At 63.2% G+C, this 11,068-nt stretch carries 12 protein-coding genes; 2 read left to right on the top strand and 10 right to left on the bottom strand.

Annotated features, from left to right (window positions below):
- Positions 1-54: 54 nt before the first annotated feature.
- From GGR43_RS18170 to GGR43_RS18125, 10 genes are all read right to left on the bottom strand, one after another.
- The gene (locus GGR43_RS18170) at positions 55-603 is read right to left on the bottom strand and encodes an SDR family NAD(P)-dependent oxidoreductase (protein WP_246343900.1); all 549 of its coding nucleotides are present in this window, start codon (positions 601-603) and stop codon (positions 55-57) included.
- Positions 604-624: 21 nt separating this feature from the next.
- Entirely contained in the window at positions 625-1,812 is a 1,188-nt protein-coding gene (locus GGR43_RS18165; RefSeq protein WP_188073367.1) for a sulfotransferase family protein, read from the bottom strand.
- 128 nt (positions 1,813-1,940) lie between these two features.
- Positions 1,941-3,071 (bottom strand): phosphotransferase family protein, encoded by a 1,131-nt coding sequence (locus GGR43_RS18160; RefSeq protein WP_188073366.1) that lies wholly within the window; start codon positions 3,069-3,071, stop codon positions 1,941-1,943.
- 2 nt (positions 3,072-3,073) lie between these two features.
- Positions 3,074-4,156, bottom strand: coding sequence for a TIGR03857 family LLM class F420-dependent oxidoreductase (locus GGR43_RS18155; protein WP_188073365.1), 1,083 nt, complete (start codon positions 4,154-4,156; stop codon positions 3,074-3,076).
- A gap of 60 nt (positions 4,157-4,216) precedes the next feature.
- Positions 4,217-4,672 (bottom strand): nuclear transport factor 2 family protein, encoded by a 456-nt coding sequence (locus GGR43_RS18150; RefSeq protein WP_188073364.1) that lies wholly within the window; start codon positions 4,670-4,672, stop codon positions 4,217-4,219.
- A gap of 12 nt (positions 4,673-4,684) precedes the next feature.
- Positions 4,685-5,965, bottom strand: coding sequence for a DUF1214 domain-containing protein (locus GGR43_RS18145; protein WP_284276788.1), 1,281 nt, complete (start codon positions 5,963-5,965; stop codon positions 4,685-4,687).
- A 19-nt stretch (positions 5,966-5,984) separates the two neighbouring features.
- A complete protein-coding gene (locus tag GGR43_RS18140; protein ID WP_188073363.1) occupies positions 5,985-6,749 on the bottom strand; it encodes a tyrosine-protein phosphatase in 765 nt (254 codons plus the stop codon).
- A 4-nt stretch (positions 6,750-6,753) separates the two neighbouring features.
- The gene (locus GGR43_RS18135; RefSeq protein ID WP_188073362.1) at positions 6,754-7,266 is read right to left on the bottom strand and encodes a VOC family protein; all 513 of its coding nucleotides are present in this window, start codon (positions 7,264-7,266) and stop codon (positions 6,754-6,756) included.
- A gap of 62 nt (positions 7,267-7,328) precedes the next feature.
- On the bottom strand, positions 7,329-8,120 hold the full coding sequence (locus GGR43_RS18130; RefSeq protein ID WP_188073378.1) for an SDR family NAD(P)-dependent oxidoreductase: 792 nt from the start codon (positions 8,118-8,120) through the stop codon (positions 7,329-7,331).
- Positions 8,121-8,241: 121 nt separating this feature from the next.
- Positions 8,242-9,120: a helix-turn-helix transcriptional regulator gene (locus GGR43_RS18125; protein WP_188073361.1), complete on the bottom strand. Its 879-nt coding sequence runs from the start codon at positions 9,118-9,120 to the stop codon at positions 8,242-8,244.
- Positions 9,121-9,271: 151 nt separating this feature from the next.
- Here GGR43_RS18125 and GGR43_RS18120 point away from each other — a divergent pair, with 151 nt between their 5' ends.
- Together GGR43_RS18120 and GGR43_RS18115 are read left to right on the top strand one after the other, a co-directional pair.
- The gene (locus GGR43_RS18120) at positions 9,272-10,561 is read left to right on the top strand and encodes a sulfotransferase family protein (RefSeq protein WP_188073360.1); all 1,290 of its coding nucleotides are present in this window, start codon (positions 9,272-9,274) and stop codon (positions 10,559-10,561) included.
- Between the two features lie 89 nt (positions 10,562-10,650).
- The gene (locus GGR43_RS18115) at positions 10,651-10,968 is read left to right on the top strand and encodes a 2Fe-2S iron-sulfur cluster-binding protein (RefSeq protein WP_188073359.1); all 318 of its coding nucleotides are present in this window, start codon (positions 10,651-10,653) and stop codon (positions 10,966-10,968) included.
- Positions 10,969-11,068: the final 100 nt, after the last annotated feature.

The following is an 11,068-nucleotide window of genomic DNA, read 5'->3' as shown; positions in this document are numbered from 1 at the left end:
TGGGCTTCATCTTCGTTCCTTCGTCACTACGACGAAGCCCAAATCCTCCTTAATTCACAACCTCAAATCTGTGCCATTGGCGCTGACGCCGGACACCTTCGACACGCCATAGGCGACGGCGGGGGGAATCGGGGTGAAGCCGCCGCAGCTCTGGACCGAAATGATGCTGCCCTTGCCATGCGCCCTCATGTCGGCTTCGGTCAATTCGGTCAGGCGCCACGTCGCCATGACATTGACCTCCATTGCCGTCTTCCACACCTCGTCCGTATTGGCCCACAGCCCGCCATCGGCGGCATAGACCACACCGGCCGCCGCATTGTTGAAGACGATGTGGATCGGGCCGAAGGCGTCGCGGGCTCCCGCCACCAGCCGTTCAAGATCGGCCTTCTCGCCCGCATCGGCGGCGATGGCGATCGCCCTGCCGCCATCCGCCGCGTTGATCTCTCCAGCGATCCGGTCGAGCCGCTCCCGCGAGCGGGCTGAGATGACGACGTTCGCGCCGAGTTCGGCATAGGCTTTGGCAACATGCTCGCCGACCCCCGGCCCCACTCCGGTCAGGATGGCGGTGCGCCCGTCGAGGCGGAAACGGTCAAGAACGCTCATGCTCATGCTCCTGGAAGAAGGTTAGGCGCGGTTGAAGAGATGACCGTAACGCGCATAATAGCCGGCGAGGCGTTCATGCACCTCGTCCGGGTCGATGCCGAACTGTTCGGGGCTGTGCCTGTGCTTGCCGAGCCGGCTGGCGGCCGGATTATCGGCCAGAAAGCCGGAGATGCGTGCGCGATGCGCGGGGGTGAAAGGCAAGCGGAAACGGTCGTAGATGCGCTGCATTGCCGCCATCGGATCGGCGACGATATCGCGATGGGCAAGGTCGAGGATGCGCGCCTCGATCGCCGCATCGTTCGCCCGCGCTTCGTTCGCGCGCGCCATCGCCGCGCACCAGGTGTCGACCACCGAACGGCCGATCGCCTCAAGATCGTTCGCGCCGCCCACGGCTGCAAGAAAACCCGCGATCATGCTGGACAGCGAGGAAAATGTCAGCACCGGGTCGCGATGGGTCCACACCAGCATCGCGCCGGGATAGGCATCGACCAGACCGGGCAGGTCCATCAGATGCTGCGGCGATTTCAGCGTCCAGCGGCCCCTGGGGCCTTTCCACTGATATTGCTGGAGCATGCGCTTGTGGGTGCGATATTGCCCTTCCGGCACGGTTTCCTGCAACCAGCGGGCGAAATCGGGGACTCCCAGTTCGGCCGGGAAATTGGTGCTGGCGAAATGCAACATCATGCCATGGTTGCACTCGCCAGGTTGCGTGCAGTCCATCCGCTGGATGTCGGCGAGTTGCGGCGCATGTTTCAGCCAGTTTTCATAAATGGCCTGCACCTGCGCAATGCGCGGATCGCTGTCGAAGCTGGCCTCTTCCGGGGCGGGCCATGGGATATACCATTCCCATTCGCGCGGAGCGCGTGCATCCGGATCGAGGCAGAGCAGGTCATAGGTGATAGTGGTGCCGGTGCGCGGCAAACCGCAGACGATCAGCGGATCGCCTACATCTTGCGCCACTATGTCCGGGTGCTGCTTTTCATCTTCGATGAAACGCAGGCGGGTTGCGAGCAGGCCGACGATCTTGTGATGCGCGGTCTCCCGCAACCGGGCTGGCGGCTCCATCGCTTCGACCGCGGCGACTAGCCTGTGAAAGCCCGTCATGAAGGACAGGTCCGGCCCGAAGTCCACAAGGCCGGTCGCGGCGCGCGCTTCCGCGATCAGGGCCTCGGCGTCGAGAGGCAAGCGCTCCGCGACAACCGCGCTCATCGCCACATCCCGACCAACCGCCGCGCCATGGTTCACCTTCTCCTATATATTATTATTCCACACTGTATATTTAATTGAGGAGGGCGTCGTCAAGCGGCCAATGCCCATTTCGCGCAGAACGGATGACCTCAGGCCGCCTTGTCCTCTATCGGGGTCAGATTCTTCATGAACGCCACGAAATCCGGTCCCAGCTCGGGGATGGGCAACCCCAGCTTTTCGGCCAGATAAAGGGTCATGAAATTGTCGTTGAGCGATTTGTTAGTGGACGGGATGTTCCCGATGCCGACCTGCCGGTCGAAAGCGCCGACCGCAACCAGCGCCATGCGGAGCGCGGCGACGATGTCATAATAATCGAGATGCCTGGCCTCCTGCCCGCTCGCGGTTTCCCAGATGGCGATGGTCTCTTCCTTGCCCGGCAAGCCTTCCAGCCGGGCGACGCCGAACCGGCGGCCGAACAGATCGTCGAAATAGAGCCACCAGGCGAGGTCCAGTTCCGCTGGTCCCAGCGCCGCAAGCTCCCAGTCGATCAGCGCGTTGACGCTGCCATCGGGCGCGAACATGACGTTCGACGGCGTGGGATCGCCCCACAACACATTGACCCCCGCATCGGCCGGCATGTTCGCGCGCACATAGGCCATCGCGGTATCGACGATCGGCATGGGGCGGCCACGTCCGGCCGCCTTGTGCCACGCCTCCAGCGCGCCGACATATTGGTCGAGGCCCGGCTTCCCGTTCTCCGGCTGGGCCAGAAATTCGAACCCGTCGCGCCAATCGATCGTCGCCAGGCTGGCAAAAGCGGTGATGGCATTTGTGAAGCTGCGTTTCCGCTGCTCCGGGGTCATGTCGACCAGCCAGCCTTCCACATTATAATTAGGCTTCTGCTTGGCGCATTCGCCTTCGACCTTGCCCATGACGAGGAAAGGCAGGCCGAGAATGTCGGGATCGAGATGCATGCCGATCCATGGCGGCACGGGCAGATCGCCGCGCGCATCCAGCGCCGCCATCATCTTGCCCTGAAGCGCCAGACTGCTGCCGAACACGACTTCCAGATCCATTGGCTGACGCCGCACAACCAGCGTCTGGTTTTGCGGGCCTGCCTGATCGGCATAATCGACATCGACGAAAAATATATCGGCCGAAAAGCCCGCGCCCAACGTGACGTCGAGCGGACGAACCCTGATGTCGCGCCAGTCTGGCTTCTCGCTCGCCAGCCAGTTCTGCAACTGGGTGGTGATCCGATCAGGGGTCAGCGGTTCCATGATTACAGCCCCTTTGCCGCCAGCGTACGCTTCAGTTCGGTGATGAGCGGCCCCATATCCTTGGGCGACGAACCGTGGAGCAGGATTTCATCGGCGCCGGCGTCCAGAAACGCCATCAACTGGTCGGCGCATTGGGCGGCGGTCCCGACAGCGGCGCCCTCGTCCAGCCATTGTTGCGGAATGAGGCGGCTGACATCGACTAGTTCCTGCCGGGTATAGGCCTGATCCGCCGGCTTGCCGTTGAGGCTCGCAATCTTGGGATGGGCACGGATTTCCTCCAGCACCTTCTTATCCCAGCCATTGATATCGACGATCAGGTCGCCAAAGCCGGGCAGTTCGAAATAGGTGATGGCGCGGCCGCCGACAACGGCTTCCTCTTCATCCTTGGGCAGATCGGGCGCGACGATGATATTATGGTAGATGCGAACCGACATGGGATCGCGCCCGGCCCTTTCCGCCGCATCGCGGACGATTTTCACGCTGTTCTTCACCCCTTGCGCCGAGACGAAGGGATGCAACAGCACGCCGTCGCAATACTCACCGGCGAATTCCAGGCTCTTGGGACCGATCGCGGTGAAGATGATCGGCGGGGGCGTGCCGCCATGGCGGTCGGTCAGGCTGATCGCCGGGAATTTGCCTAGCACGCCCTCATAATCGATCTTCTCCCCCGCCCACAGGCGACGGCAGATGGAGATAAGGTCGGCCAGCCGCTCCATGGTGATCGGCGGTGATCCCAGCATCTTCATATAGGCCGGAACCGCCCGCGCGAACATCAGGCGGAACCGTTCCCCGCTCATCGCCTGCATCATGTCGGCGACGCTGGCGGTGACGAGCGGATGACGCATGGTCGCGTACATGGTGCCGGTGATGCGGATCCTCGACGTGGCCTCTGCCACCGCGCCGGCCAGCACCGCCGGCTCCTTCAGAGCATAGCGCTCGGAAATCCATACGCAACCAAGGCCGATACGCTCTGCCTCCTTGGCCTCGTCGATGCCGCGACGCGGATCATTGACCCGTCCGGGCAGGATATAGGTGCCGAACTTGTCGAACAGCGCCTGTGCGCCCGGTTCCACCGCTATCGTCATTCTCATGTCCTCTCAGATATATGCCACTGCATTGCCGGAGGGAGGACTATTGGCAACCTGTCAAAAGGCAGGTGCCGGATGCACTTCCACATAGAGGCGCGTGAGCTTGAGCGCGGAGATCTTCCACTGCCCGTCCCGCCGCACATAGCGCTCGGTATAATGGCCGAAGCCGGTGATCGACTGGCCGCCGGGAATCGGGCATTTCCCGGGCGCCCACACCACCCGATCCTGCATCGCCGTGACGACATGCGCCTCATCGCCGCACAGGTCGATTTCCGAAGAGTGGACTTGATGGGCCGATTGCGCATCGATGACGGCGAAGCGCACCTGGTCCAGAATGGCGGCATGGCCGCTGATCGGCGGATGGCCGGTATCTTCCTCCACATCCATCACGGCGTCGGGGGTGAACAGACCGATAAAGCCGTCCCAGTCCTTGGTGTCCAGAAAGCGGCAATAGCGCGCCTTCACATTGCGGATCGCCTCATAATCCAACAGCATGGCCAATGCGTCGCTCATCGCCCCTTCCCCTTACCAGATGATGCGCGTGTGCGCGCGGAGCGTGCGTTCGCGGATCGCTTCGGCGCGCGCGTCCGGCGTCACCAGCATCGTGTCGGCGGGCAGATGGCCGCGCACATCGGCCAGCTTCACCTTTTTCATCGTCGGCGTGGGCCGTTCATCGGTGTTGAACCAACGCCCCTGCACCGCGCCGCTGGAATAGCCCGACGTGTCGAGCCAGTTATGGACGCCCGGATCGCGCGCGGAAATGACCGCGCGGAAATAGCCGTCGCCATCGACCACCGCCTGCGCCGCGTTGAGGCTGGACTGGTTATGATACCAATCGGTCGTCTCATAAAGCTCGTTGGTCAGGATCAGCGACCAATAGTCGACCTCCTTCGGAATCCGGACCTCGGTTATCAGCGCCTCGTCATCGGCCAGTTCATAGGCGCCTTCATAATAGGATTGCCGGGCAAGGCCCGTCATCTGGGAAAAGTCGACGACCTTCAATGTGTTGATCAATCCCTCGTCGCGCAGCTTCTGCACCTTGTCGGGAAAGGCCAGCGCGCAGACGGCGGCGGTGGCCGGTATCTCGCTGAAACGATGGGCGAGTTGCGCCAGCGTCGGGCGCCCCTTGGCGGCATGCCCGGCATCCAGGCGAACGATGCCGAGGCGTGGTTCGCGCTCTATACCCCAGTCGCAAGCGACGATCCGTATCATCAGCTTTTCGGTATCGGGTTTCAGTTCCCACCAGTCGCCCGCATGCCCGGCGGGCCGCTCCGGCGACAGAATGACATCGAATTGACCGTCCGGGCCGATATGCAGGTCGTCGAAATCATTGGCATCCTGCGCGGGGTGATGCTGGCCGGTGCGCAGCGTGTCGGGGCCAAGCTGCGCCAGGATCATCATCCGCGTGGTGCCGCGATCGCCCCGGATACGGTAGGTGCCACCCTTTTCGATTAGCGCCGCCTTGTAGATCGTGTCCGCATTGGGCTGAAAGATATTCTGGCAGATGTTGAGTTCGGGCACGAAGATCGGGTGGCTGCGGTCGTGCATGATCGCGTCGTTGGTGGTCCGCAACACGCCCGAGAGCAGCAGCCGTATCGATTCCTGCATGACGCGCGGGTCGTTCCGCAGCCTTGGCGGGATGCGATCGCGCATCAACTGGCCCAGGGGGCGAAGCTGGTCGAGCAAGTCTTCCCATTCGAAAATGCCGTTGTCGCTCATATTGTTCTCCACCAATCCGCTCCGGTCTGTGGGCAGGGCCAGCGCGCCACCGCCGGGCAGCAGCAGCCCGGCCAATGCGGCGGACACGCCCGCGCACATTTCCCGCCTAGTCTGTGGCAAGCAGCCGCCGCAGTGCCGCACGCCGAGGGCCGTCCACGCCCGCCGCGTCGAAATAGCCTTCGACTCCGCCCCATTGCGCCGAAACCGTGTCGAGCGCCCGCGCGAGGAAATCATCCCGCACGCCGATCAGCACCGCCACCATGTCGTCGGGCGGCACGAAGCCGAAGGTCTTTTGCAGGTCACTCTTCAAATGGCCCGACCTGCGTAAATTCTGGCCGAATGTATCGGACTTGCGATAATCCTCGATGATCACCGGGCGCGGCACATCGAGCAGATCGAGGAACAGCGCGACGACAACGCCGGTCCGGTCCTTTCCGGCGGTGCAATGGACCAGCATCGGCGTGTCACGCGCAAGCAGCGCGTCGACCATCAGCGGCAGATGGCGCAGAAAGGCTTGCGGCATCAGGCCGTAATTATGCTCCATCACCTCGGCGGCGCGGGCCGCGGTCGGATCGCGGCCGAGCGACATCCACATGTCCTCCCCCTGCGCGCGCAAGTCCGTGTTCATGTCGAGATCGAGCATCCGGCAATCCGGCCCGCACCAGCCATGGGCCGCGGCCTGCCGTTCGGTCTCGGATCTCAGGTCCGCTACCGCGCGAAAGCCCAGTTCCGACAGTTCCGCATGATGATCCTCGACGAAGCTCGCCGGGCCTTCGGACCGGAACAGGATGCCGGGCCGGACCCGACCGCCGCCGCCGGTCGGCAGGCCGCCGATGTCACGGAAATTGAGGCGGGACAGGGCTATGGTCATACGATCAGTCCTTCACGGGCGGATAGCTTGGCGTGAGCGCGCGCAACTGCGACAGAAGGTCGGACGACATCCAGACATGCTCGACATAATGGCCCAGCGTCGCGCGCTCGTCGGTGTAGATGTAGCGCAGCATGTCGCCGATCGCTCCCTCGAACACGACCGGATGCCGGGTCAGGTCGAGCGAGACGACATGCGCGTCCCAATTGGCGAGCGGCCCCTCGATCCGGGTCGCGACATGATGAAAACGGATGGCCAGGCCATCGTCATCGGGCAGGAAGTCCTTGAACAGCGGGGCCGTGTCGCCGACAGGCTCGATCAGTTCGATCTCCACGCCGCCGACCACCGCCAGCGCGATCTTCAGCACCGGCTTGCCGGCCGGATCTTCGCCGGGCTGGATGTTCGACATCTCGAAGAAACCCGGCGTGTCATAGGCAGCCTTGAGCGCGGCCATCGCTGCGATAAGATCGTTGGTGACATAGGCGACCTGGCTATGCTGGCTGTTGGGCCGGGCGAACATGTTTCTCTCCTGATAATATCGACAGCTCCGCCGAAAACCCCTTTGCCGCACCTACCGGACGGTCAGTTGGCGAACATCTTGCCCCCGTCCACGACCAGCGTGTCGCCGGTATGGTAGGCGGCCGTGTCGCTCGCGAGGTAGACGACGGCTCCTTCCAGGTCGGCAGGCTTGCCCGCGCGGCCGAGCGGCGCCTTCGCCGTGACCATGTCGGCGAGTTTCTTGCCCACGTCCGGGTCCGCGAACGTCATTTCGGTTTCGATGAACCCCGGCGCGATGACGTTGCAGCGCACGCCGATCGGGCCGAGTTCGGCCGCCAGCGCCTTGGCCAGCGCGTTGAGCGCGCCCTTGGCGATGCCGTAATGGGCCATGGTCGGCACGCCCTGAAAGATGGAGCCGCTGCCGCAGATGATAAGCGACCCGCCCGGATCGCCGGCCTCGGCCCGCGCCGCCATATGCCGCGCGCCCTCGCGCAGGGTGAAGACCGCGCCGTCGAGATTGACATCGATGAGCTTGCGATAGGTGGCGACGTCCATCTCCGTGAACGGCACCCGGCTGGCGATACCGGCATTGGCGACCACCGTGTCGACCCGGCCCATGGCATCGAGCGCGCGGGCGAAACCGGCGACGATGGACGGTTCGCTTGCGACATCGACGACATCGGCGAACACGCGCACGCCATGAGCGCGCAACGCCGCCGCCGCTTCCTCATTCCGGTCGGCGCGCCGTCCCCAGATGATGACGTCGCTGCCGGCGCGAGCGAGGCCGCGGGCAAAGCCGAAGCCCAGGCCCGAATTGGCGCCCGTGACCAGCGCCACCTTGCCGCTGAGGTCGAACAGGTTTTCCGGCATATCCATTCTCTCCATAGCCACCCGGTCAGGGCCATCGCTTCAGCGCAACATTGCTGGCGGCGGCGTTCGTCCACAAGCGGGGCGGCTTTCGCGATCGCGCCAATGTCATCGCGAAACGGCCCTGCCTTCAATGCATCATGCCCTCGCGGAACTGTCGGGGCGTCAGCCCTGTCGCCTTGCGGAAGGCGGCTGAAAAGGCCGCCGCGCTGTCGAAGCCGCAATCCCAGGCGATGACCTTGATCACGGGGCCAGCCCGACGCAACAACTGCTTGGCTCGATCGATCTTGCGGTCGGTGGCGTAGCGGGTGAGCGTCTGGCCTGTCGCGGCCTTGAACTGGCGGAAGAAGTGGCGGGTGGAAAGGCCACATTCCGCAGCCAGCTCGGCGACGGACGGCGGTTTGCCGGGCTGCTCGATGCGATCGCTGATGGTTTGGAGCTGAGCGCGGGACAGGCCACCCGCCCGTATTTCGCCATCGCTGCCCGAGAGACGCAGATAGCGCTGCAACTCGATCGCCGCCTGAAGCCATGTCGCCTGCGCCAGCATCTCGCTGCAAAAGCCCGGCTGCGCGATCTCGCCCGCGATGCGCCGCAGCGCGTCGCGCACCGCCGGGCTGCGAACGTCGAGCGATGCCTGCAAGGCGTCGTGCGACAGGTCCGGCCCGTCATGATCGAACCCCGCCCCGTCGAAGCCGCAGCATATCGATGTCTGCTCGCCCTCTCCCCACCGGGTATGAAGCTCGCTGCCAGCCGGAACGAAAAGCACGTCGCCCACGGCAGCCGCCCTGCCGTCCGCAATCCCGCCATAGCCTCCGCAAGGCCGACCGGGTCGAGGCGACAGCGCCAGATCCAGAAAGCTGCGGGGCGGCGAGAAAATCCCGCCCTGCTGACCGCGAAAGCGGTAATGATGCAGCTCCATCACCACGCCGGGCAACGCGATTCGTCCCCTGACCGTGCACTCCATCGCCGGGGTGACAGGCAGATCATAAACCTGGGAAACAGCGTTCATCCATCCTCTCCGCACGGTTTCGCCCGCCGCGCCGCAATCAACATGCGGCATGGCGTTATGACGCGATATTTGGCGCGACGGCAATGGCTGCGCACCTTGCCGAAGAGAGGGCGCGCGCTTTTAATCGGCGCATCGATACAAGGAGAGCGACATGGGCAGCCCCACGCAGGAAAAGGCCGCGCGCCGCAACATCATCGACATTACCGACCTGCATCGTCCCGTGCTGACCGATATTCAGAAGCAGGTGATCGCCGGGGCGGAAGCGGCGGCGGACCAGATCGTCTTCCGGCCCGAGATCATATTGGCGGCGGCGCAAGCGCAGACGGGCCTGACGGATTTCGGCGCGGACGATTTCCGCGAGCGGCTGGCGGTCTGGTGTCAGGCGATCGACGAGGACGCCAACGCCTCGGCCGTCACGCGCGCCAATCTGTTCCAGATGATGATCCGCTATGCCGCGACCCGCTTGCGGATCGAGGATATGGTGAAGCGTCACCCAGAAATACTGGACATCCGGATCGACCGGCCGGTCATCGTCGCGGGCCTCCCAAGGTCGGGCACGACGCATCTGCTCGGCCTGCTGTCTGCCGACCGTCGTTTCCGCTCACTGCCCTGGTGGGAAGCGATCGCGCCGGTTCCCGCGTCCGACGAAGCCCCGACTCCCCAAGACGGCAATCCGCGCTGGACCAAGGCCGAAACGGGCTGGCGGATGATGGAATCCATCCTGCCCTATATGGCGATCATGCACGAATTTTCGCCCGACCATATCAGCGAGGATATCGAACTCCAGGCGCCCGACTTTTCCTCCTATCTGATCGAGTGGCTGGCGCTGGTGCCGCGCTGGCGCGACTATTATCTGAGCCACGATCAGTCCGGCACCTACGCCTATCTGAAAAAATGCTTGCAGGTTCTCACCTTTCTGAAAGGGCCGAACCGCTGGGTCATCAAATGCCCGCAGCATATGGAACAATTGCCAGCGCTCTATAAGACCTTTCCCGACGCCACTTTCGTCCTGACCCATCGCGATCCGGTCGGCTCGATCCGCTCGCAGCTCACCATGTATACCTATGCGGCGCGCATGTTCCGCAAGACGATCGACATACAAGAACCGCTCGGCTACTGGCCCGATCGCTATGAGAAGCTGCTCCACGCCTGCGTGCGGGATCGCGATATCCTGCCCCTGGAGCAGACGATCGACGTCTATTTTCACGAATGGATCAAAAATCCCGATCCGATCCTCAAGGAAATCTACCGCGTCGCCGACATCCCCCTGACCGATCAGGCGCTGGCCGATCTGCACAGCTATCTGGCCGAACATGGGGAGCAGGCTAAGGGCAGGATCATATATGATCTCGAACGCGACTTCCATGTGACCGGAGAAGAATTAAGGCAGCCCTTCGGCTTCTATTTCGATCGCTTTCCCGTTCAGGTTGAGGTGAAATAGCCAATTTCGAGACCTGTCTTTCGACAGGGGGAAGACAGGGTGGAATGAGTAGGGACGAAGCGATGAAATGATTCCAGTAGAGGAAAGTCATGCCTGAATTGAATGTCATTACACGCGACGGAACCCGGCAGACAATCGAGGCATCCACCGATGTTTCGGTGATGGAAGCCATCCGCGATGCCGGTTTTGATGAATTGCTGGCCTTGTGCGGCGGCTGTTGCTCCTGCGCGACCTGCCATGTCTATGTCGACCCGGCTTTCACCGCGCATCTGCCGCCGGTAACGGACGACGAACACGACCTGCTCGATGGATCTCCGCATCGCAACGGCGATTCGCGCCTGTCCTGCCAACTCCTGATGACAAACGCGCTGTCCGGCCTGACGGTCACTATCGCTCCCGAAGACTGAGTGAGAGAGATTTCCCGGCCTGGATAAAACCCGTTACAGATCGCTTCCGGCCATTGTGCTTTCAAAGACGATCCGTGCAACCGCATGGCCGCCCAGAGTC

The sequence above is a fragment of the Sphingobium jiangsuense genome (assembly GCF_014196495.1).
In the GTDB taxonomy this organism is placed as follows: domain Bacteria; phylum Pseudomonadota; class Alphaproteobacteria; order Sphingomonadales; family Sphingomonadaceae; genus Sphingobium; species Sphingobium jiangsuense.
The sequence above is the reverse complement of the archived record's forward strand: the minus strand, read 5'-3'. Positions and strand labels throughout refer to the sequence as shown.

Excerpts from the sequence above, each read along its gene's own strand:
- GGR43_RS18160 (WP_188073366.1), bottom strand. The coding sequence starts at position 3,071 with ATGGAACCGCTGACCCCTGATCGGATCACCACCCAGTTGCAGAACTGG.
- GGR43_RS18125 (WP_188073361.1), bottom strand. The coding sequence starts at position 9,120 with ATGAACGCTGTTTCCCAGGTTTATGATCTGCCTGTCACCCCGGCGATG.
- GGR43_RS18150 (WP_188073364.1), bottom strand. The coding sequence starts at position 4,672 with ATGAGCGACGCATTGGCCATGCTGTTGGATTATGAGGCGATCCGCAAT.
- GGR43_RS18135 (WP_188073362.1), bottom strand. The coding sequence starts at position 7,266 with ATGTTCGCCCGGCCCAACAGCCAGCATAGCCAGGTCGCCTATGTCACC.
- GGR43_RS18155 (WP_188073365.1), bottom strand. The coding sequence starts at position 4,156 with ATGACGATAGCGGTGGAACCGGGCGCACAGGCGCTGTTCGACAAGTTC.
- GGR43_RS18165 (WP_188073367.1), bottom strand. The coding sequence starts at position 1,812 with ATGAGCGCGGTTGTCGCGGAGCGCTTGCCTCTCGACGCCGAGGCCCTG.
- GGR43_RS18120 (WP_188073360.1), top strand. The coding sequence starts at position 9,272 with ATGGGCAGCCCCACGCAGGAAAAGGCCGCGCGCCGCAACATCATCGAC.
- GGR43_RS18115 (WP_188073359.1), top strand. The coding sequence starts at position 10,651 with ATGCCTGAATTGAATGTCATTACACGCGACGGAACCCGGCAGACAATC.
- GGR43_RS18130 (WP_188073378.1), bottom strand. The coding sequence starts at position 8,120 with ATGGATATGCCGGAAAACCTGTTCGACCTCAGCGGCAAGGTGGCGCTG.
- GGR43_RS18140 (WP_188073363.1), bottom strand. The coding sequence starts at position 6,749 with ATGACCATAGCCCTGTCCCGCCTCAATTTCCGTGACATCGGCGGCCTG.
- GGR43_RS18170 (WP_246343900.1), bottom strand. The coding sequence starts at position 603 with ATGAGCGTTCTTGACCGTTTCCGCCTCGACGGGCGCACCGCCATCCTG.